Consider the following 23,757-nt stretch of genomic DNA (forward strand, 5'->3'; position numbering starts at 1 on the left):
ATTTTCTGGTGGAAATGACGAGATGGATACACCCGTTCCCATACCGAACACGGCAGTTAAGCATCTCAGTGCTGATAATACTTGGCTGGACACGGCCCGGGAAAGTAAGTCTCTGCCAGATTTATATCAAGACCTCAAGTTCAAAACTTGAGGTCTTGTTTGTTTTGAGGCGATATATTTTGTTAATCACTTTATTTATCCTTGAGGCTTTTGGTCTTATGTGTTAATAGCGCGAAGACTTGTTTTATTTTTGGATATGTTGGGCATATTTGCTTATGAGGCATTTCGGTGATTCATGTGGGGTTTAAACTTTGTTTTTGCATAGGAAAAGCCTGAAAGAGATATATATAATAAACACTTTCGTCCTTTTCCTATGCACCTTTATATTTCAAGGTCGTATTAGAATTTAACGGTTTTTGTCTCTCCTCCAAAGGATGCAAATACGGCCTCGGCATCTTTCATATAATAGAGCTGTGTATTTCCGTCTCCGGCTTTATACATTCCCTGCAGACTGGGATAGGCATCCAGCATGGACTGTTGTGCCTCAATACGGTTATCCTCCACAAGAACAGCCGAAAGACGAATCCATGTCTTCCCGTCAAAGGCGCTTATCTCTGTCTTTGGATTCAATGAAATCTGTTTTGCTACATTCTTAACTTTACCTGTCTGAATGTAAAGCTTGCCCTCAAAAATATTTACTGTGCCGAAGGGGCGTACTCTTGGCTGATCTCCCTCAACAGTGGCAATATAGTAGGTGTTGCATTTTTTTAAAAATTCGTAAGTTTCCTGCATGTTTTATTCCCCTTTAATATAATTTGACGTTCAAAAACCTCAATGATACAATTATATAGCTTACATTATTATTTTCAAGTACAATTTTTTATTATAGTAAGTATCTTTTGAGATACTAATGGAGGAATATGAAAAAAGACTTATTTGGGATATGTCCCTATACAACTGCTCAGAAAATATTGTCCGGTAAATGGACCTTGCTTATTCTATATCTTCTGAGCTGCCAGACAATGCGATTTAATGAGCTTCAGAGGGCTCTGGCCCATATGACGCAGGCCACCCTGGCAAAGCAGCTTCATTTAATGGAGGATAACGGGCTGATTATCCGAAAGGCGTACAATCAAATACCGCCGAAGGTGGAATACTCCCTGAGTGAGCTGGGGCTAAAATTTCTTCCGGTATTAACCGCTTTGGAGTCCTGGGGGAACGATTATATTGAGTATCTTAAGGCTAGAGAATAAGCAGTTATTGTGAAAAAAGCTTTTGCCAATTGTATCTCCCTGACCGGCAAACAAATATCTACCTGCCATAGTACAAAAAACCAGACTGAGTAATGAAGGTTGAAACCCTGGGTTTTAACCTTCATTGACTTTATGTAGCTTTTACTAGTATCATATTGGTAAGAAGTTAATGCAGCATACAGACATACTAAAATATAAAAACGGAAGATTTGATATAGATGACAAATAAACTGGTGGTTGGAATACTGGCGCACGTGGATGCAGGCAAGACAACTTTATCTGAAGGAATGCTTTACCTGAACGGAAAAATCGGAAAACTTGGACGGGTGGATAACAAGGATGCCTATCTGGACACCTATGAACTGGAGAGGGCAAGAGGAATTACCATTTTCTCAAAGCAGGCGGTGTTTGGAATGGGAGACATGCAAATAACACTGTTGGATACTCCTGGCCATGTGGACTTTTCTGCCGAGATGGAGAGAACGCTTCAGGTGCTTGATTATGCCATTTTGGTGGTAAGCGGCGCCGATGGGGTTCAGGGTCATACCAAGACCCTGTGGCGGCTTCTGGACATGTACCGGATTCCTGTTTTTATCTTTGTAAATAAGATGGATCAGGCAGGTACAGACCGTAAAAAACTGATAAAAGAACTGAAAAGTCAGCTTGATGAAGGTTGTATTGATTTCGGACAGGACCAGTCCGAGGTGTTTTATGATCAACTGGCCATGTGCAATGAGGCCATAATGGAGGACTATATTACAGCGGAAAGCGTTGGGCTTGGTAAAATAAGGCAGGCGGTCCGGGACAGGCAGGTATTTCCGAGCTTCTTTGGTGCGGCACTGAAACTGGAGGGTATTGAGTCTTTTATGCAGGGAATCATGAGATATGCCGTTATTCCAGCGTATCCGGAAGAATTTGGAGCGAAGGTATTTAAAATTTCCCGTGATGAACAGGGCAACAGGCTCACACATATGAAACTTACCGGCGGCAGGCTTAAGGTAAGGGATGTTGTAAAAAACAAGGGCTGGGAAGAAAAGGTTAATCAGATACGTATTTATTCAGGCCAAAAGTTCCAGCCGGTAACAGAAATTGAGGCCGGATCGGTATTTGCGGTGGCAGGACTTACTCAAACCAGACCGGGAGAGGGCCTGGGAGCAGAGGAAGAGTCCGATGCACCTGTATTGGAGCCAGTGCTGTCCTATCGGATTATGCTTCCGGAGGGTTGTGACCCAAGAATGTTTATTCCAAAACTTCGCCAGATCGAAGAAGAGGAGCCCGAGCTCCACATAGTCTGGGATGAAGAACTCCAGGAAATCCAGATGCAGATAATGGGAGAAGTTCAGTTGGAAATCATGCAGAGCCTCATACAAAGCAGGTTTGGGATTTCAGTATCCTTTGACTCGGGAAGAATAGTCTATAAGGAGACCATTGCAAATGTAGTGGAGGGGGTGGGACATTTTGAACCACTCAGGCATTATGCCGAGGTACACTTGCTGCTGGAACCGGGTGAACCCGGCAGTGGTCTTGAGTTTAGAACTGACTGCAGTGAGGATGTCCTGGGGAAAAGCTGGCAGAGGCTTGTTTTGACCCATCTTATGGAGAAATCTCACAAAGGGATTCTGACGGGTGCTGACATTACAGACATGAAAATAACCCTTGTTTCAGGCAAGGCACACAACAAGCATACAGAGGGCGGAGATTTCAGAGAGGCCACGTACCGGGCGGTTCGTCAGGGCTTAATGGAAGCACAGCCGGTACTGCTGGAACCGTTTTATTCCTTTCAACTGGAACTTCCTGAAAAAATGGTGGGAAGAGCCATGACCGACATTGAGAAAATGCACGGCTCCTGTGAAATCTCAAGTACAAACGGGGAACAGGCCATACTTACGGGAAGTGCACCGGTCATTGCCATGAAAAATTATCAGAAGGAAGTGGTTGCGTATACCAGGGGTATGGGTAGACTGTTTTGCACCCTGAAGGGATATGAGCCGTGTCATAACACCGAAGAAGTTATAGCCGAAATTGGATATAATCCTGACAATGATTATGGGAACCCCACAGGATCGGTTTTCTGCGCCCAGGGCTCAGGTTTTATTGTGAGCTGGGATCAGGTGAAGAAGCACATGCATTTGGAGAGTTATCTTCAAATAAAAGCGGGAACTGCTGATGAAACGGCTTCCAGACCGGTTTCCTTCAAGGGGGAAAGAAATATCAGCCCACAGGAGATAGACCTGATCCTAAACCGGACTTTCTATGCAAACCAAGGGAGGAAGTCTTCCTGGAAAAAGCGCAGAACAGCCCGGGACAGCTATTATGAACCTTCAAACCGCAATATCAGGCGGGGAGAAACTGTGGTAAGGAAAGAATACCTGCTTGTGGACGGTTATAATGTGATTTTTGCATGGCCTGAGCTGAAGGCCCTTGCGGAGGAGAACATGGATGGTGCCAGAACCCGGCTGCTGGATATCCTGTGCAATTATCAAGGAATCCGAAAGTGCCGGATTATTGCGGTTTTTGATGCTTACCGTGTGCAGGGGCACCGGGAGGAAACGGCTGTATATAACAATATTCATGTGGTCTACACCAGGGAGGCCCAGACTGCAGACCAATACATTGAGAAGTTTGCTTATGACAATCAGATGAAATACAACATAACGGTGGCCACCTCCGACGGACTCCAGCAGATTATTATCCGGGGGGCAGGCTCTTCTCTTCTGTCTGCTCGAGAATTAAAACTGGAGATTGATGGTGCCAATCAGAGGATAAAGCAGGAAATCAGTGAAAATCAGGCAAAAGACAGAAATTATCTTATGGATGCCCTGTCAACGGAAATAAAAGGACACATGGAGAAATTGACAAAGGGTGAGTAAGGGAAAATATATTAATTTTCCCTCCTACCTGTTCTGCTAAAATTATTTGCTGGAAAAAAGTCCGTTGGGGACTTTGGCCTCAAAGCCCATTGACCTTTTAGGGCCTGTACCGGCAGCTCAAAGAGTAAAAGCAGCTACCGAACGTATTATTGTTTCTGAGCTTTCGGTTACATTTTGGGATAAATTAATGGTTGTATTGGATAAATGAGATATATTCATTGTTTTTTCCGCTATGTAATTCAACTCAGATACTCCCTGGTTTGTTGCCCTTGATATTTCCATAACAGCCTGTACCATATTCTGGATTGAAGCCAGTAGCTGCTGGCTTGTGGCACTCAGCTCATTGGAAATATCGTTATAAAATTTTGCATCATTGCTATATTGCTCGCTGGTGTCTATTAATATGGAGTAATCCTTATAGACCTTGTCACTCACAAAATTCAACATTACGGTGGAGTTTTCCACCAAGCCGTTTACAGAAGAGGTAATTTCATTTGACAGCTCCTGCATTTTTGCAACGGTATTTTTTGATTCAACAGAAAGCTTTTTAATTTCATCCGCAACAACAGCGAACCCTTTGCCGTGCTCCCCTGCCCTTGCGGCCTCTATGGAGGCATTCAGAGCCAGCAGATTTGTCTGCTCCGTAATTGCTAAAATTGAACTGTACATTTCATGCAGATTTTTTACCTTTTGGACACTGTTTATGGCAAGCTGCATTTTTTCCTTTGCTTCCGCAAAGGCCTGCTGTGTGTCATTTAGGGACTGTACTGCCTGACTCTTGGTATGCGCGGCTCTTTTACTGATATCGGAGGAATTGCTTGCTCCTTCATAAGCCTTGGATGCCACAAATTCAACTGCTTTTTCTATTTCGCCTGCGGTTGAGGTTATGTCCTGGATGGATGAAGCGGTTCCCTCCATCTCGGAAGTCAACTGCCGGGTGATATCGGAAATTTCGGATATTTGTGAGTTAAGGTTCAGCATGCTTTCATTTGCCTGTATTACGTTCTCCTGAGACTTTTTGGATTCCATTATCACAGACCTGACAATAGCTATAAGGGAGGACTGCATAAAGCTCAGAGAACGGGCTATTTCTCCGACTTCATCCATATTCTTTTCATATGTATCGGGTACGACGGCTGTTAAGTCGCCGGAACCTATCTTTTTAAGGTGCCCGGAAACAATGCCCATGGGTTTTGATATGTTTCTTGCAATAAAATATATAAAGGCAACGGCCAGTACGGTTGCCGCAAAAAAGGCCACAATAAGGGCAACAACAGCTTTATCCAAATCCTCCGTATTTTTATTGTATATGCCTTCGGATAGTTCTATCATATGCGTTGCCATATCACGGTATTGCTGCTGGTAATTTTCTATAGTCTTTATATTTTCATTCAGGTAGGCTTTGGCCTCCTCCTGCTTACCCGCCATTCCCAGCTCCACTATTTTATTATATATTTCATCATATTCCGATATATTGGTAGAGGCGGATGAAATGGCTTCTACACCAAAAAGATTGGCATTGATTGCTTTTAAGTTATTAATATCGTCATTTATTTGCTGATTTAAGGCCTTGATATCCTCCAGCTTTTGCTGCTGGAGCTTCGCGTTATCCTTGCTTAGAATAATATAAAGTATATTTGCCTCATTTGCGCGTGCGCTTGCTCTTATGTCATTTATGTACTGGGTTCCTTTAAGATAATCGTTGTATAAGCTGTCTATATCCTTGTTGGCCTTATTGAGATGAAAATATGATACTATACCCTCAGCTAGCAGTAATGCCAAAACAAGTATTGATAATAAAGATATTTTTTGAAATACTTTCAGTTTTTTAAACATAACATCACCTGTCCCTTTGTAATTGATATATTGATTACTTTGTATATTTTACTGTATGTGAATATTTTGACACTCAATTTAATTTTATTACTTAACATAAATATTTTCAATCAATTTGGGGGCTTTTTAAAAATACTTTTTATAAAATAAATTATGAAAAGATTAAAAAAAACGCACCAGTAAAAAAGTTCCGGTTCCGGCACCTATCAGCCCGTATAATATTTACCGGCTCAAAAAGATTTGCCAAAAGGCGTGTAAATCAATTCTGAGCGCTTATAAAAGCTGAATATCCAGTGCTGATTTACCGGTATTTCAGTACTGCTGTAAATATATGTTGATAAATGTAAAATATTAACGTATAATAATATAAATGGTAATTATGGATTTGTTTTGGTAATACAATGTTGTGAGGTGTATTTTTATGTAATCAAAATACTATTTACAGATATAATACATTAACTACCTGACATGGATTTGTATGAATTGATAATGCTTGTACATTCGCAGATAAACCTGGTATGGAAATTTATTGGGTACTTGGCTGATTTGAAGAAGAACTTTGGACTACTTGTATGACTTAATGAATGATGAAAGGCGTTATTTACAATTTAATTTTTGGCAGCTCCATCATAAGCCATTTCAGTCTTAAGTTTTTCAAGGATTAACTTGGGAATAGGGACAAAATCAACATGAGCAGATATTATAAATCGCAGTTGCTGCACTTTTATTAATGCGCGCAATTTATGCGGCAGATTGCCGTATTGCAATTTGTACGCTGTAATCGGCATGCTGCAATGTCCTTGAGCCTCCGGAAAAATCCTCAAATCAGAATAGAACAAAATGAATAATATTATGTACTCTTTTATTTTCATAGTTAACAATTGAATATAGCGGTTATGATTAGTTTCACTGTCCTTTTTAAATATATTTTAATTATGCATTATATCAATGCATACAAGCCAAAGTTTTACGCAGTCACGTACCTCAGGGTTGTCCGTAAACATGGTTTTGCTTCAGTTGGTTACAGCTTGAACTGAAAGAAAGGGATGGAGCAGGTATATGAAAAGGTTTAGTTTTGTTATCCCGACTTATCAAGGGAAGAAGCTTGTAAAAAATACACTGGAAGCCTTAAATTATCAAGAAGGCTATTACAGTAAGGATTACGAGGTTATTTTAGTGGATGACGGCTCCACTGATGGCACAGGGGAACATATAAAAGGTGTCAACAGAAATTACCATATGAAATACATATATATTGAGCGAAATGCCGAGTCCAGCAGGGCAAAGGCCAGAAACCAGGGGTGGAAGGCTGCTGAAGGCGAAATCATCATATTTATAGACGGGGATATTCTTGTAAAAAAGGATTACCTTATGGAACTGGACAGGTGCTATGGTCTGGATAAAGACATACTCGTCATAGGAAACAGGATAATGCTTGGGGAGGATCTGTCTTATGAGAGTGTACTGAACAGGACAGCCATGGAGGGACGGATTTTTTCCATGGACAGACGTTCCCAGCTTGAGTCCAGATATTATAAATATTACAGGTTCTCCTACAATATAAATTACCAGCTCTATCCATGGCTGGATGTGTTCAGTTGCAATATGGCAGTCCCCAGATCATGGCTGGAGAGAACGGGAGGCTTTGATGAAAGCTTTAAAGGCTGGGGTCTGGAGGATGTGGAAGTGGGCTATAACATGTACAAAAAAGGAATAAAAATAGTCCTCAACAGCAAGCTGGAAGTCTTCCATCAGAATCACCCCGGAAGTGACAGCCTGAAACTCAGCAAAAAGAAATATGGAGATATTGATAAAAATATAGGCCATTTCTTAAAAAAGCATCCTGAAGCTTTTACTGCTTCGGAAAATTTAATATACAAAGTACTGAAGGGCTTGGCGGAAATAGATTTGACTCCACGAAAAAAGCTCTTTTCAAAGAGGGTTACACTGGACTTTATGGACAAAAGCACACTTGCGGACTTAAAGAGGACAGTTATGGAGTATTCGGCCCAAAAGGACATAAGGCTCAAAATCATCGATCATCTGGAAGAAACCGATCTGGACATATGGGTTCAACTGCTTGGCAAGAGAGAATCCACACCACAATATGTACCGGTTTCAAAAAGAAAAGAGTTCCGGCGCTTGCTGGGTTTTACCCGACGGCTGATATATTGGTGCTTTGTAGCCAAAAGGCTTTTATTAAAAAGCCTTTCAAGGGGTCAGACCTATTTGGCTTCACATGAGTGGGTTACTGATTAAATTTGTAAAGAAACTATAAATCAAAGAGGATTAAAAGTTTATTTTATGTCTTTAGTTTATAAATAAAGACATTTGTATTATCAATTTACATTTTTAATTGCTGCTTAATGAAAGGAGGGCTGACCGTATTCAATGACTAATTATGAAAAAAACAATCCCTTCGAAAAATTCGGAACGCTCATTGATGTAATAGGCTGGAGGGGAAACAATCAAGCTCAAAAAACAGCGTATCGATTTCTGACGGATACAGACAGCGAACAATGCCTTACCTATGCTGAACTGGATCAAAAAGCAAGAAAAATCGGCGGTTACCTGCAAAGTATCAAGGCTCCCAGTGAACGGGTATTATTGTTTTTTCAGCCGGGACTGGAGTATATCACCGCTTTCTTCGGCTGTCTGTATGGAGGTATGATAGCTGTACCGTCCTATCCTCCTAAAATCAACTCACAGGATCTGCGTATGAGTACAATTATCAAGGATGCAGGAGCAACAGTGGTTCTGAGTACAGGAGGAATACTGTCAAAGCTTGGCCGGGCCATGGACAGGCAATCCGCATTAAAAGAACTTGAGTGGGTTGATATCTCCAACATTCCCGGATATTTCAGCGATAAGTGGCGTGCTCCGGGGATGACCAGAGAGGATACGGCTTATTTGCAGTATACCTCGGGTTCCACTGCCCAGCCCAAGGGCGTAATAGTCAGCCATGGAAACATAATGCATAACTCGGAAATGATTTACAGGGCTTTTGGGCATTCAGATGCCAGTTGCGCTGTGGATTGGCTTCCACCCTATCATGACATGGGATTGATAGGTGGCATTATTCAGCCTGCATATGGCGGATTTCCGGCAGTTCTCATGTCTCCGTTCAGATTTCTTGAAAATCCATTGGCATGGCTCAAGGCAATATCCCACTATGGTGGAACAAGCTGCGGCGGACCAAATTTTGCATACGAGCTATGCATGCAGAAAATACCGGAAGAGCTGAGAGCAGGCCTTGACCTGAGTTGCTGGGATGTGGCCTTTAATGGAGCAGAACCGGTCCGTGCGGATACCCTGGAAAATTTCTCAAGGGAATTTGCCCCTTATGGCTTCCGTAAAGAGGCCTTTTATCCATGCTATGGCCTGGCAGAGGCTACTCTGCTGGTGTCCAACTGCGGAAAAAGTGATATTCCCACAGTATTATCAGTTGATGAGCTGAAGCTGAGCCAGCACCAGGTAGAGACGGATGACTCGGGCAGCGGAAAAAAGCTGGTAAGCTCCGGTCAGCCATTTCCGGGAGAAAAATTGCTGATTATAGCACCTGAAACCGGACTTCCCTGCCAGGAAAATCAGGTGGGGGAAATATGGGTTCAAAGTGAAAGTGTTTCAAAAGGTTACTGGAATCTCCCGTTTGAGACGGCAAAAACCTTTGGGGCACTTCCGGAAGGTCCAGTGGAGGGGACATATCTGCGAACGGGAGATCTGGGGTTTTTAAGGAACGACGAGCTCTATGTAAGCGGACGCCTTAAAGACCTTATTATAATCAGAGGAAAAAATCATTATCCCCAGGATATAGAACTGACGGTGGAAAGAAGCCATGAGGCATTTCAGCCGGGGAGCGGCGCGGCTTTTTCCATTGAGGCTGACGGAGAGGAGCGCCTGGTAGTAGTGCAGGAAATAAAGCGTACCTTCCGAAATCCAGACGTGGAAGCAATTGCCGCAACTGTAAGGGAAGCTGTAGCGGAAAATCATGAAATACAGGTATATGCTCTTGTTTTAATCAGGGTAATGAGCCTTCCAAAGACATCCAGCGGAAAAGTACAGCGCCAGCTTTGCAAGAAAAAATACCTGGCCGGTGAACTTATAGTAATAGGTGAGAGCGTTGTTGACGCATCTGCCGGTTCAAGGGGCAATACTGTGAAAAATGAATCCCAGGACGCTGAAGAAAATACCCAGGCCGAGGATTTTATCGTAACAGCATTAAAGCTTGTCTCCCAACCCGAGGACAGGAAAAAATTGATAATAATTTACCTTAAAAAGAAAGCTGCGGCCATCTTAAAAGTCGGAGAGTCGCAAATTAATGAAAGTATGCCTTTAACCGGCCTTGGACTGGATTCACTAATGGCTGTGGATTTGATTCACAAAACAGAAAAGAGCTTTGGTGTATTAATACCGCTGTCCCAGCTTTTGGAAGGATTAAGTCTTGGAGACATGGCCGGAAGGATTGAGGAAAAATTGTCCTCTATTAATAATGAACGCGCTTCCCACCACATGAAGGAGCAGTTGGATGCCTTCAGAAAAGGACAGCCCATGCCTCTTTCACATGGCCAACAGGCCCTGTGGTTCATTCATCAGTTGGCAAAAGAAAGTGCGGCATATAATCTGGCTTATGCAGTTCACATCCATAAAGAATTACAGCCGGAATTACTGCACAAGACCCTCCTATTGATTGTGCATAGGCACCCCATATTAAGAACCTCCTTTGAGTCCACCAATTCCGGACTTACTCAGATATGCATGCCTGAACCTGGATTTCTGCTGGAGCAGCGGTCTTCTGCGGAATTTACGGAGAAGGAATTGATTCTGGAACTGGAAAGATTGTCAGTTCTGCCTTTCGATCTGGAAAAAGGCCCCCTGTTTAAAAATTATCTGTTTAAAAACAGTAAGGGTGAATTTACCTTGCTGATGGTAATTCACCATATTATTGCGGACTTTTGGTCCCTGTCCACACTGCTTAAGGAATTGGGAAGCATCTACAGGTGTCTGGAACTGGCAAGACCAGTGGAACTGGCTCTTCCTCAGAGCAGTTATTTCGACTACATACAGAAACAGGACAGCTTGCTTTCAGACAACCCTGGTTTGGAGGCCTACTGGAAGGAAAACCTGAGCGGTGAATTACAGTCGCTTAACATGGCAGCGGATTACCGGCGGCCGGCAGTTCAAACTTACAATGGGGCAGCCAGCAGCAGGCTTCTCAGCCGGGAGCTGTTTGACAGAATTAAAGGCTTCAGCTCCGAAAGGGGAACAACTATATATATGACCTGCCTGGCGGTATTTTCAGTACTGCTTAACCGCTACACGGGACAGGAGGATATTTGTATAGGGACTCCCACAGCAGGCAGGAACAGCACAGCTTTTTCGGACAGCATAGGTTATTTTGTAAATCCGGTGGTACTCAGGGTTCTGATGCATGGCAATCCAAGCTTCAATCAACTGCTGTCAAAGGTAAAAGCGCTGGCTTTACGCGCTTTTGAACATCAGGACTACCCCTTCGAACTGTTGGTTGACAGGCTTCAAATAAAGAGAGATCTCAGCCGCTCACCGGTTTTTCAGGCAATGTTTGCTTACCAGAAAGCCCCTGATCCGGATATGCCGCAGTTGGCAGCATTTGCTTTTAACCAGCAGAGAACTGAAATGGAATTGAATGGGCTTCCGTTGGAACTGATACCAATAAAAAACCCTTCGGCCCAATTTGAACTGTCACTGACCGCCGCAGAACTGGAAACAGGCCTGGGACTGTCGGTGCAATACAACAGGGATATTTTCAAGCCCGGTACCATGGAACGGCTGCTGGAGAATTTTGAATACCTGTTCCGGGATATACTGGATAATCCATATAGGCAGCTTTCAGAGCTTTCACTGCTTTCACCGTCACAAAGGCAGGTGGTCTTATATGCTTGGAACAATACAAACACAGATTACAATAAGACTTCCTTGCATGGGCTGTTTGAGGCTCAGGCTGAGATAAGCGGAGATGTCCGGGCAGTCATATGCGGAGCGGCAGCACTTACATATGGTGAGTTAAATGAAAGAGCCAACCGGCTGGCAAATTACATAAGGCATCTGAAAGCCGATGAACCGGGTATGATTGCCGTATTTCTGGACCGCTCCACCAATCTGGTGGTGGCTTTGCTGGGGATATTAAAGTCAGGAGGCTGCTACCTGCCGCTGGACCCTGTCTATCCCAGGGACAGAATTGCCTTCATACTGGGAGACGCCGGAAAACAAGGACATCCGCCCCTGGTGATTACTGAGAAAAAGCTGCTGCCTAATCTTCCGGATAATGCCGGAAAGGTTATTTGTATTGACCGGGATTGGAGTGAAATTTGCCTTTGCAGTGCGGAAAATCCCAATGTGGAGGAAAATCCGGAAGCTTTGGCTTATGTTATTTACACCTCCGGTTCCACCGGCAATCCCAAGGGAGTCATGATATCCCACAGGGCTGTGGTCAATTTCCTGAATTCCATGCGGAAGCTGCCCGGTATGAAGCCTCAGGATATTTTACTCTCGGTAACTACAGTTTCCTTTGATATTGCAGGACTTGAAATCTTTCTTCCGCTCACTACCGGCGCAGGAGTCGTACTTGCCGGTTTTGAAGACACCATATCAGGCAGGCGCCTGACAGAGGAGCTGGAGAAGAACAATATAACAATCATCCAGGCTACTCCCTCACTGTACAGGCTGTTGCTGGAGGCCGGCTGGCAGGGAAGCCCGGATTTGAAGATTTTATGCGGAGGAGAGGCTTTTCCGCGCGATCTTTCGGCCAAATTGGTCAAAAGGTCCAGTGAGGTCTGGAATATGTATGGTCCCACAGAAACTACCATATGGTCAACCATCCACAAGGTGGAGTGTGAAGACGATGCATTGTATATAGGCCGGCCCATTGACAATACACAGGTGTATATTCTGGACAGGCATTTGCAGCCGGTGCCCATAGGCGTGATCGGAGAATTGTACATTGGAGGAGATGGAGTGGCTCAGGGCTATTTCCAGAATGCTGATCTGACAAGGGAGAGATTCCTGCCAAACCCATTCCGACAGGCGGATAACAGCCTGATTTACAGGACCGGTGATCTGTGCCGCTATCTGGAAGATGGCCTTATAGAATTTCAGGGAAGAGCAGACCACCAGATAAAGCTTCACGGACATCGTATCGAGCTGGGAGAAATTGAAGCGGTGCTGGGCAGGCACCTGCTGGTAAAAGAAGCCCTGGTGGTATTGCAGGAGGATGCAGCCCAAGGCAAACGGCTGGTGGCATATATAGTTCTCCGGAGTTTACAGGGGGAGGCGGGCTCTTCAGCCTTTGAAACTGTCAGTATATCGGAACTGAGGGGCTTTCTGAAGGAGAAGCTGCCGGAGTACATGATTCCTTCTTACTATATGTTTATTGAAAGTCTTCCAAAGACACCCAACGGTAAAATTGACCGGAAAGCACTGCCTCAGCCCGACAATACAAGGCCTGAGCTGGAAACCCGGTTTGAAATGCCGCAAAACGATTTGGAAAGGCTTATGTCGGATATCTGGAAGGATAAGCTGAAGCTTGACAGGATTGGCATTAATGACAACTTTTTTGATCTTGGAGGACATTCGGTATTACTGGCCCAGATATACCAGGAACTGGGCAGGGTGCTTCCCGACAGGGAGCTTTCAATAGTTGATTTGTTTCAATATCCTACTGTACATTCCCTTGCCCAATATCTGAATCAAAGCAAGGCTGAACCTGAAACGGGACTGCAGGAGGAAGAACGGAGCAATATACGCCGGAACAGGAGAAATACCTTGCGGGAGGACAGAGAATTACGGCGAAAAGCCCGTTTTGAGAATTAATACTCATACAGGCAATTCCTGATTTTGAGAATGGGAGGATAGCATGGAACAGAAATATAAAAATTACAATGAAAATGATATAGCAATTATCGGAATGTCCTGCAGGTTTCCAGGGGCTGATTCAGTAGCAGACTTCTGGGAGAATCTTAAAAATGGAGTGGAGTCAATTACGGTTTATACTGATGAGGAACTGGAGGCATCAGGTGTAAACCGGAGTCTGCGGGAAAACCCGAAATATGTAAGGGCCAGCGGCAGTCTGGAGCAAATTGAAAACTTTGATGCATATTTTTTTGATTACAGTCCCAAGGAAGCCTCAATGATTGATCCGCAGCACAGGCTTTTTCTGGAACAGGCCTGGATAGCACTTGAGGATGCAGGCTGCAATCCGGAGCGGTATCCGGGGCTTATCGGAGTGTATGCAGGTACCGGAATGAATACTTACCTTTATCGCAATTTGCAGTCACATGCCAACCTTTTGCAGGAGGGGAGCGGATACTATACCATGGTGGCCAGTGACAAGGATTTTTTGGCCACCCGTGTTTCATATAAACTGAACCTGACCGGGCCAAGCATGACTGTACAGACAGCCTGCTCAACCTCTTTGGTTGCAGTACACCAGGCCTGCCAGAGCATACGTGCCGGTGAGTGCGATATGGCCCTGGCGGGGGGTGTATCCCTGCGAATACCACAAAAAGCGGGTTATTTATACCAGGAGGGCATAGTTTTATCTCCGGACGGTCATTGCAGGGCCTTTGACGCCAAAGCCGGCGGAACAGTCATAGGCAACGGAGCAGGTGTGGTGGTGCTGAAGATGCTGTCAGACGCTCTGGAGGACGGAGACCGGATATATGCTGTAATAAAGGGCTCGGCTCTCAATAATGACGGTTCGTTAAAAGCAGGCTATACGGCGCCCGGCCTGGACAGGCAGGCGGCAGTTATCACAGAAGCCCTGGCCGTATCAGGCGTGGAGCCTGATACCGTTTCTTATGTCGAGGCACATGGCACAGGTACTCCCATAGGTGATCCCATAGAAATAAAGGCACTGAATAAGGCGTATGGAAATACCGGCACCCAAAAGTGTGCCGTGGGCTCGGTAAAGACCAATATAGGGCATCTGGACGCCGCAGCAGGAGTAGCGGGACTTATAAAGACCGCCCTGTGCCTTCACCATGGGCAGATACCTGCAAGTCTCAACTTTGACCAGCCAAATCCCAAGATTGATTTTGCAAATAGTCGCTTTTATGTAAATACAAGCTTTAAAAAGTGGGAAAGTGCAGGTCTACCCAGGCGTGCCGGGCTCAGCTCCTTTGGCATCGGAGGCACAAATGCCCATGCCATATTGGAGGAAGCCCCGGTCAGCATTATTCCCGGACCGGCACGTGAAGTGCAGTTGCTGGCGCTTTCAGCCAGAACCGAAGCAGCCCTGGAAGAAATGCGGCAACGCCTTGCACAGCATTTATCCGGCAGGACCGGGCAAGAGCTGGCCGACATTGCATTTACACAAAATATTGGCAGGAAGACCTTCAAACACCGGTTCATACTTACCTGCCGCAGCAGGGAGGAAGCTGCGGGCTGTTTGCTGGAATCCTCTCAAAATAGCTGGACGGCAGTGGAAGAGGCTGTGGACCGCCCGGTTGCCTTTCTCTTTCCGGGACAGGGCTCTCAGTACGTTAACATGGGGCTGGAACTATACAGAACCGAGCAGGTTTTTAAGGATGTTGTGGATGAATGCTGTGATATCCTGCTGCCTGAACTCAAACTGGATTTGCGGCATATTCTATTTCCGGAAGCTGCAGAAAATGGTGCTGTAAAGCTGAAGGAAGCAGCGGAACTCCTGGGACAGACACAATATACCCAGCCGGCGCTTTTTGTGATTGAATATGCATTGGCTAAGCTATGGCTCCATTGGGGAATTCAGCCCCATGCCATGATCGGCCACAGCATAGGTGAATATGCGGCAGCCTGCCTGGCAGGAGTCTTTTCCCTCAGTGATGCCCTGTATCTTGTAGCACGGAGGGGAAGGCTTATGAACAGTCTGCCTGCCGGTTCCATGCTTATGGTTGCATTACCTGAGGAACAGGTAAATGGAATGTTGAACGATAAAATATCCATAGCTGCCATTAACGGTGCTTCACTGTGTGTGGTCTCCGGAGAAAATGAAGCCATAGGCTTGCTGGAAGAGAGCCTGTCCAAAACAGGAGTAACCACAAGACGACTGCACACCTCCCACGCCTTCCACTCCGCCATGATGGAGCCGATTTTGCCGGAATTCAGGGAAGCCTTGCAGCGGGTTACACTTAATCCGCCTCAAATACCATGTATATCAAATCTGAGCGGAGAGCTTCTGAAACCGGAGGAAGCTGTAAACCCTGAATACTGGGTCAGGCATCTGAGACAGCCGGTACGGTTTGCGGATGGGCTTGTGCAAATGCTGTCCCAGCCTGACCGGATTTTGCTGGAGGTGGGGCCGGGCCGCACACTTTCCACCCTTGCAAAGCGCCATCCAAAGAAGGACCCCGCCCAGGAGGCCTGCAATTCACTTCCAAACGGGGATGAAACACAGCCGGCAGATGCATATACTATTGCTGTGCTTGGAAAACTGTGGCTCAAAGGCGTAAAAATCAATTGGAACAGATATTACCAGTATGAGGAGCGGAAAAGAGTGTCGCTTCCCGCATATCCTTTTGAGAGACAGCGTTACTGGTTTGATTATACTGCGTCAGGTGCGGCAGAAAAAAATGTTCTGGAAAACAAACGGGCTGATGTCCGGAGTGACAGGTCGGACTGGTTTTACCAGCCCTCCTGGAAAAGGGCCGATCTCCCTGTTCAGGTAAGGCAAACCCGTAAGACGGAAGAACCCCGGGCAAAAGAGCCTCAGAATGAACAGTGGCTGGTATTCTGCGATAACGAAGGCTTTGGGGACCTGTTTCTTGAGAAGACATCCGGAGTTGGGGTAATTACGGTCAGACAGGCGCAGAACTATGAGAAAACGGGCAGCAGCTCCTTTGCTGTCAATCCCGTAAAGCAGGAGCATTACCTCCAATTGTTCACCGAGCTCAAAGAGCAGGCTGCAAATATTACTAAAATAATACATATGTGGAGTGTGGACCAGGGCATTGCCGGAGGAGAAATAAGGAATAATGTATCCCAGACGGCCTTGGACCTGGGCTTTTACAGTATCTTATACCTGGTACAGTCCATAGGTATGAAGAATTTGTCACAGCCAATGGAACTGGACATAGTCACTTCCCTGCTTCAGGAAGTTACAGGCGAAAGCATTGACGAGCCTTTAAAAAGTGCTGTTCTGGGTGCGCTGGCAGTGATTCCCTATGAATACCGGAATATTACCTGCAGAAGCATCGACTTGGAAGGGTTGTCCGCAAAAGATGCAGGGCTGCTTTCTGCTGAATTGTCTGCAGACGCAGGCAATGAGACGGTAGAAATGGTGGCCTGCCGCAGGCAGCACCGGTGGATACGCACTCTTGACCCGGTGCGGCTTGCTCCTGGAAATGAGGACCCCATACTGCTCAAACATGGAGGAGTATATCTTATAACAGGAGGAACAGGTGGTATCGGACTGGTTCTTGCAGAGTATCTTGCCCGGAGATTCCAGGCCCGCCTGCTGCTTACAACCAGGTCGGAATTTCCCGGGGCTGATGAATGGTCTAAGTGGCTTGCTGCACATCCTTCGGGCAATAAATTCAGCCGCATCATCACAAAGATAAGGCAGATAGAAGCTTTGGGAGGAGAGGTCCTGGTGCTCCGGGCTGATGTTTCGGACCGTGGAGCTATGGCAGTTGCTCTGTCCCTGGGGATTGAAAAATATGGAGTAATAAATGGAGTATTTCATGCAGCCGGCATTGAGGGCAGCGGAATGATACAACTGAAAACAAGAGAAATGGCGGAGGAAGTATTTGCACCAAAGCTCAAGGGCGCACTGGTGCTTCAGGAATTGTTCAGCACAGTTCCTCCGGATTTTATGGTTTTGTTTTCATCCATAAATTCCATAATCGGAAGAATAGGGCAAATGGACTACAGCGCAGCCAACATGGCTTTAAGTTATCTGACGCACAGGGAAGCAGCAGATTACCCGGTCCTGGCCATAGCCTGGGATACCTGGAAGGAGGCGGGGATGGCAGCCAATCCGGTATATCATCCGCTTTTGGACAACTGCCTGCTGAAAAGTGAAAGTCAGGCTGTGTACCTGACCCAATACAAGGTTGACACTCACTGGGTGCTGAATGAGCACGGCATCATGGGGAAAGCAACTGTACCGGGAACCACCTATATGGAAATGGCTCTTGCCGCATTAAGTGACTATCAGGGCTGCTCCCGGGGTGAGATTACAGATGTTCACTTTTACACTCCCCTGGTGCTTGCAGATTATCAGCGCCGGGATACTTATACAATAATAAAGAAAAAGGACAGGGGATACCAGTTCTATATTGTCAGCAGACTGCAGGGGCAGAAGCCTCAATGGCTTTCTCATGCAGACGGGATTATCCGCCCCGGCATGGCGGAGGTAAATCAAGGCAATATGAAGCCTCAGCAATTTGTCACAGACACCTGGAAAAAAATAATTGAACCCCTCAAACAAGGCTTTTTGGGGGATATGGCTATTCAAAACCGGGCAATTTCCCGGGGTTCCGTTACAGTTCCCAGCATGGTTATAGGAGCGGCACAAGGGGACCGGGATCTTTTCATGGAATTCGGACCCAGGTGGCAGTGCCTGAAGGAAGTACAGTTTACCGGAAAGGAAGGCCTGGCTCTGTTTGAACTTGACACCGGACTTATGGAGGAGGCGGGCAGTTACGTGCTCCATCCGGCATTATTGGATTTTGCCACCAGCTTTTTAAGGCTGTTTACCAATCAGGGCAGTTACCTGCCTTACGGGTACAAAAGGCTGGAGGTCTATAGAGCGCTGCCCCCGGCTTTGTACAGTCATGCCAGAATGCTGGACAAGGCGGGTTCTTCTCCCCGGGAGGATGAAAAGACACTGCAGTTTGATATTGCGATTTATGACAAGGAAGGAAATATATGTGTCAGGATAGAGGAATTTTCTGTTATGAGGGTTCAGGATAGTCATAAAATAACCGAACTCACAGAAATAACAGCAAGCATTCCTTTCAACAATCCCGATCCGGCTGTTATTAATGACAGTCTGCTGCTGCGCCGGGAGCTTTTTGAAGAAAATATGGATTACGGCTTGACCAACGCGGAAGGCATGGAAGCACTAATGAGAATTCTGTGGGGAGGCCTGAAGGAAGTGATAGTCTCCAAACAGCCTTTGGAGGCCAGGATGGCACGAAACCTGGAACGCTACCGCAACATATTCAAGCAGACTGACCGGGCGGAAGTTCAAGCAGCAAAACATGCAAGACCCAAGCTCTCCACCCCGTATGCACCTGCCCGTGATGAAACTGAAAAGGCCATTGTGGGCATCTGGGAAGAAGCACTGGGCATAGACAGGGTTGGCATATATGATAATTTCTTTGAGCTGGGCGGAGATTCCTTGCTCATCTCTCAGATTCACAGCAGGTTCAAGGAGCATTTTGAGGACGATGTTTCGCTGGCCAATTTGCTCCAGTACCCCAATATATCCGACCTGGTCCAATTCATGAAAAAGGAGGAGCCGGAGCAGGACAGGCTCAGTAGTGTCAAGGAATTGACCGGACAGCAGAGGGGCGCCCTTAAGAAAAGGCAGGAAATGATGAAAAACAGGCTGGAGGCTAAAAAATGAGTTTTGCCCGAGAAAAAGACCAGATTGAAAAGCAGGGTGAAGCTGGGCCTGTTCAGACAGAGGTGATGACTGAAATATTTGAGGGGCCTGTTTTAAGAGCCGTTCTCAGGTTAAGTGTTCCTATGTTTGTTTCATTGCTGCTCTCCTTTTTATACAATGCAACCAATACTCTGTTCCTGTCTTATGTGGACAGGAACTCTACAGCAATTATAAGCGGAATTACACTGGCCACACCCATATACAATTTTGTGGCTGCATTGAGCAACGGCTTGCGGGTGGGTATAAGCACAAGAGTGGCTATAAGCATCGGAGAGAAAAACCATGGGAAAGCAGATGTTATTTTTAATTCCGGCTTATTGATTGCAGTGCCTGTTGCGGTGGTTGTCGTTGGTATGGGATATTTGTCCTGTGCTCCGGTTATCAGGCTGATGGCGGGAGATGCTCTGGAGCCGGAAGCAATCCGGGCGGGGATTGAATACCTCTATTACATGCTGCCTGGTTTTGGACTGTTCATATTAGGGCAGGTCTTCATGGGAGTTCTCTGGGGCGAAGGGAGGACAGTCCCTTTGGGGATTGCCATGCTCATATCAAATTGCGTAAATATTATTCTTGATCCTATATTTATATTTGTTTTCCATATGGGGCCGGGGGGAGCCGGTCTGGCTACCTCGGTTTCCATGGCATTCACGGCAGTCTATATTATTATTGTTTTCACAAGGCGGAAATCCGGAGCTCCTGTCAAGCTTAAGCCTTCCGGCGCCAACAGCCGGACAGTGCTGGAAATATGCAGGACAGGACTGTCGCAGGTGCTGAGCATGGTTTCAGTAACCTTGTCCTTTATTATTCTGAACAGGGTTATAGGCTCCATAGGACAGCTTGAAATGAACTCATGGGGCCTGTGCAACAGATTGGATCAGTTTGTATTTATCCCGTTGTACGCTATTTCAAGTGCCAACCTTGTAATGACAGGTCAGAACTACGGTAAAAAAAACTGGAACAGAATCAGGGAAATATACCGCTGCAATACCCGATATGCTTTGATTTCCGTCCTTATACCGGCGCTGGTATATATGGCAGGAGCACCTGTTTTCTTCAGGCTGTTTTCCGAGGTGGGCCAGGTAATTGCAGAAAGCGTTCTGCAGGTTCGGATAGTAACCCTTTCATTTCTGGGGATTGCAGTGGAGACAATTTCAATGAATACCTTCATGGGTCTGGACCAGCCGTTGAAAGCGTTTGCACTCATTACCTTCCGGATGTTCGTCCTGTCCATACCTCTGGTATACATAAGCATATATGTGCTTTCTCTGGGAATGGCCGGTGTTTTTATAAGTCTCTGCACTGCACATGTAATAAGCGGCTGCATAGCATACTTTTGGATACAGAGAAGTTTTCACAATATCATTTTAAATGAAAGAAGGAATAAACCCTATGGATTGGAATGACTTTTTAGAAGATTACCAGGGAAATCCGGAGGAGCATATTGCAATTATCGGTATGGCAGGACGGTTTCCGGGTGCCGGCAGTGTGGACAGCTTTTGGGAAAACCTGAAAGAAGGCAGAGAATCCATTACATTCTTTACACGGGAGCAGCTTGAGAAAACCAACCTGGAAAAGCGGCTGCTCAATGATTCGCGGTTTGTGGGAGCAGATGGTGTAATAGAAGACATGGACATGTTTGATGCCGAATTCTTCGGGTTTTCACCCCGGGAAGCCGAGATTACCGACCCGCAGCACAGGCTGTTTCTGGAATGTGCCTGGGAGCTGATGGAAAATGCGGGCTATGACTCCGAACACTATACTGGCCGGGTAGGAGTATATGCCAGTGCAAACCTGAGCACCTATCTGCTGCGGAACCTTATGGCAAACCCTGAACTTCGGTCCCAGGCTACAAGCTTTCAGACAGTTCTGGGCAATGACAAGGATTTTATTGCCACAAGGGTATCCTACAAATTAAATCTTAAGGGCCCCAGCGTGAATGTGGCAACACTTTGCTCCTCTTCGGCAGTTGCAATTCATCTTGCCTGCCAAAGCCTGCTTACCTTTCAATGTGATATGGCCCTGGCCGGGGCGGTATCCTTGCAGGCCTCACCCAACGAAGCCTTCTTTTACCAGGAAGGCGGCATAGGTTCGGCTGACGGACATTGCAGGGCATTTGACAGCGAGGCAAGCGGCACGGTAAGCGGCAGCGGCCTGGGCCTGGTGGCCTTGAGGCGGCTGGAGGATGCAGTGAAGGACGGGGATAATATACTTGCCATTATCAGAGGAACTGCCCTCAACAACGACGGTGCAAATAAAATGAGTTTTACTGCTCCGGGTATGGAGGGGCAGGTGGGAGTAATTGCAGAAGCGCTTAATCTTGCGGAGGTTGCTCCGGACACCGTCAGTTATGTTGAAGCCCATGGCATGGGTACCCCGCTGGGAGATCCTATGGAAATCGAGGCATTGACCAAGGCTTTCAGGCTGAGTACTGAGAAAAAAGGCTATTGCGCCATAGGGTCTGTTAAGACGAATATTGGGCATCTGGTAAATGCAGGAGGGGTAGCCGGTCTTATAAAAACCGTACTTTCACTTAAAAATAAGCAGATACCTGCCAGTTTGAATTACCGGAGCCCCAACCCCAGGATCAGATTTGAAGACAGCCCGTTTTATGTAAATACCCGGCTTTCAGAATGGAAAACCGGTCCGGCACCACGCAGAGCAGGAGTGAATTCCTTCGGAATAGGGGGAACCAATGTACATATGATTTTGGAGGAAGCTCCGCAAAATACAGCATCAGGCAGTGCCAGACAATGGCAGTTGCTCCCTCTTTCCGCGCGGAATGAGGAGGCTCTCAGACAGAAAATACAAAATCTGAAGGGCTGCCTGTCTCAGGAAACACAGCTAAATGCGGCGGATGTGGCTTACACACTGCAGGTAGGGCGAAGGTCCTTCCCCCACAGGGCATTCTTAGTGTGCCGGGATACGGAGGAGGCCGTACGGATTATTGATAATTCCAGTGAAAATAAAATCTTTACATGCCTTCAGGAGAACCGGGAGCAGCCGGTGGCATTTTTGTTGGACGGGCTTACAGCACCTTTGCCTGAAGCCTTTGTAAAGGAACTGTATGAAAGGGAACCAGGTTTTAAAAAAGCAATGGATGCCTGTATTTCAATTATAGAAGATATAATGCATTACGATCTCAGGAAGCAGTTATACGATGAGAGTGCCGGTGATGAAGGGAATAATGCCGGCAGCCTGGACAGGGTGGAGGCTTTTGCAGCACAATATGCCATGGCAGCTTTGTGGCTGGAATGGGGTATAATGCCCCGGGCCGTTATGGGGCTGGATTGGCTGGGCAAATGCATGGCGGCTTGTGCTGCCGGAAGCCTGTCGCTGGAGGATGCCATTGCCGCAGCGGCTGCCGGAAGTTTTGGAGCTGTTGGGGGACTTGAGCTGAAGCCGGCGGGAATTCCTGTAATATCAGGTAAGGACGGAACTCTTATGGGTGAGCAGGATATCTTGAACCCTGAGTACTGGGACAGCCCGGAGGAAACGCTTTCTGCAGGCAGTCTTAAAACACTGCCCGGCTCATTTCACTACATCTTTCTTGAAATAGGGTGCGGACGCGCAGAATTTCAAAATAAGGAAAATACCATACTGTCTCCGGTGATTCCGGCCTCCTTTGACAGTACTGCATCTGAAGAGGCTCTTTTAACAACCCTGGGGAAACTATGGCTGGCGGGAGCGGCAGTAAACTGGAACGGTTTGCATATGCACCAGCATCGCCACAGGCTGCCTTTGCCCACTTATCCCTTCCAGAGAAAACATTTCTGGATAGAACCTGCCCCGGAAAACAAGGCGGAAGTCCGGGAAATGCAGGCAGCAGCCCTTACTTACCATGAAAGGCCTGTATTGCCTACAGAATATACAGCTCCCAGAAATGATACGGAAGCGGAACTGGCCCATGTATGGCAGGAATTAATGGGGATAAAGCCAATTGGAGTCTTCGACAGCTTTATTCAACTGGGAGGACATTCCTTGCTTGCAGCTCAGGTTATTTCCCGTGTAAGAGAGCTGTTTCAGATTGACGTTCCATTAAATCAGATTTTTGAAGAACCGACTATTGCCAATGTTGCCGCATATATAGACGCTGTCCGGTGGGCGGCCGCAGGAACGGAAACTGCTGCGGCCATGGAAATCCGTGAAGAGGGCGAGCTGTAATGCCGAAACAGGT

9 protein-coding genes and 1 rRNA gene are annotated in these 23,757 nt (G+C 46.3%); 8 read left to right on the plus strand and 2 right to left on the minus strand.

What is annotated here, in order from left to right:
• Positions 1–4 precede the first annotated feature (4 nt).
• Positions 5–121: ribosomal RNA gene (gene rrf / locus CLHUN_RS18675) — 5S ribosomal RNA — on the plus strand.
• 278 nt (positions 122–399) lie between these two features.
• Here the strand turns inward: rrf and CLHUN_RS18680 are convergent.
• Positions 400–792 (minus strand): pyridoxamine 5'-phosphate oxidase family protein, encoded by a 393-nt coding sequence (locus CLHUN_RS18680; protein ID WP_080066147.1) that lies wholly within the window; start codon positions 790–792, stop codon positions 400–402.
• 128 nt (positions 793–920) lie between these two features.
• On the opposite strand from CLHUN_RS18680, the gene CLHUN_RS18685 reads away from it, so the two are divergent.
• Together CLHUN_RS18685 and CLHUN_RS18690 are read left to right on the plus strand one after the other, a co-directional pair.
• Positions 921–1,253, plus strand: coding sequence for a winged helix-turn-helix transcriptional regulator (locus CLHUN_RS18685; protein ID WP_080066148.1), 333 nt, complete (start codon positions 921–923; stop codon positions 1,251–1,253).
• 218 nt (positions 1,254–1,471) lie between these two features.
• Positions 1,472–4,123 (plus strand): translation factor GTPase family protein, encoded by a 2,652-nt coding sequence (locus tag CLHUN_RS18690; protein WP_080066149.1) that lies wholly within the window; start codon positions 1,472–1,474, stop codon positions 4,121–4,123.
• Between the two features lie 117 nt (positions 4,124–4,240).
• Here the strand turns inward: CLHUN_RS18690 and CLHUN_RS18695 are convergent, their stop codons facing one another.
• Positions 4,241–5,959 (minus strand): methyl-accepting chemotaxis protein, encoded by a 1,719-nt coding sequence (locus CLHUN_RS18695; protein ID WP_080066150.1) that lies wholly within the window; start codon positions 5,957–5,959, stop codon positions 4,241–4,243.
• 1,059 nt (positions 5,960–7,018) lie between these two features.
• Between CLHUN_RS18695 and CLHUN_RS18705 the strand changes: the two genes are divergently transcribed.
• From CLHUN_RS18705 to CLHUN_RS18725, 5 genes are all read left to right on the plus strand, one after another.
• Positions 7,019–8,218 carry a glycosyltransferase family 2 protein gene (locus CLHUN_RS18705; protein WP_080066152.1) on the plus strand — a complete coding sequence of 400 codons (1,200 nt, stop codon included), beginning with the start codon at positions 7,019–7,021 and terminating at the stop codon, positions 8,216–8,218.
• Positions 8,219–8,350: 132 nt separating this feature from the next.
• A complete protein-coding gene (locus CLHUN_RS18710) occupies positions 8,351–13,804 on the plus strand; it encodes a non-ribosomal peptide synthetase (RefSeq protein WP_080066153.1) in 5,454 nt (1,817 codons plus the stop codon).
• A 43-nt stretch (positions 13,805–13,847) separates the two neighbouring features.
• The gene (locus CLHUN_RS18715; RefSeq protein ID WP_080066154.1) at positions 13,848–19,544 is read left to right on the plus strand and encodes a type I polyketide synthase; all 5,697 of its coding nucleotides are present in this window, start codon (positions 13,848–13,850) and stop codon (positions 19,542–19,544) included.
• Positions 19,541–20,986, plus strand: a complete 1,446-nt coding sequence (locus CLHUN_RS18720) for an MATE family efflux transporter (protein ID WP_080066155.1) — start codon at positions 19,541–19,543, stop codon at positions 20,984–20,986. Before CLHUN_RS18715 ends, CLHUN_RS18720 begins: the two co-directional genes overlap by 4 nt.
• Positions 20,973–23,744, plus strand: coding sequence for a type I polyketide synthase (locus tag CLHUN_RS18725; RefSeq protein WP_080066156.1), 2,772 nt, complete (start codon positions 20,973–20,975; stop codon positions 23,742–23,744). Before CLHUN_RS18720 ends, CLHUN_RS18725 begins: the two co-directional genes overlap by 14 nt.
• Positions 23,745–23,757: the final 13 nt, after the last annotated feature.

This window comes from Ruminiclostridium hungatei (assembly GCF_002051585.1).
Classification (GTDB): domain Bacteria; phylum Bacillota; class Clostridia; order Acetivibrionales; family DSM-1351; genus Ruminiclostridium; species Ruminiclostridium hungatei.

Excerpts from the sequence above, each read along its gene's own strand:
- CLHUN_RS18680 (WP_080066147.1), bottom strand. The coding sequence starts at position 792 with ATGCAGGAAACTTACGAATTTTTAAAAAAATGCAACACCTACTATATT.
- CLHUN_RS18685 (WP_080066148.1), top strand. The coding sequence starts at position 921 with ATGAAAAAAGACTTATTTGGGATATGTCCCTATACAACTGCTCAGAAA.
- CLHUN_RS18690 (WP_080066149.1), top strand. The coding sequence starts at position 1,472 with ATGACAAATAAACTGGTGGTTGGAATACTGGCGCACGTGGATGCAGGC.
- CLHUN_RS18695 (WP_080066150.1), bottom strand. The coding sequence starts at position 5,959 with ATGTTTAAAAAACTGAAAGTATTTCAAAAAATATCTTTATTATCAATA.
- CLHUN_RS18705 (WP_080066152.1), top strand. The coding sequence starts at position 7,019 with ATGAAAAGGTTTAGTTTTGTTATCCCGACTTATCAAGGGAAGAAGCTT.
- CLHUN_RS18710 (WP_080066153.1), top strand. The coding sequence starts at position 8,351 with ATGACTAATTATGAAAAAAACAATCCCTTCGAAAAATTCGGAACGCTC.
- CLHUN_RS18715 (WP_080066154.1), top strand. The coding sequence starts at position 13,848 with ATGGAACAGAAATATAAAAATTACAATGAAAATGATATAGCAATTATC.
- CLHUN_RS18720 (WP_080066155.1), top strand. The coding sequence starts at position 19,541 with ATGAGTTTTGCCCGAGAAAAAGACCAGATTGAAAAGCAGGGTGAAGCT.
- CLHUN_RS18725 (WP_080066156.1), top strand. The coding sequence starts at position 20,973 with ATGGATTGGAATGACTTTTTAGAAGATTACCAGGGAAATCCGGAGGAG.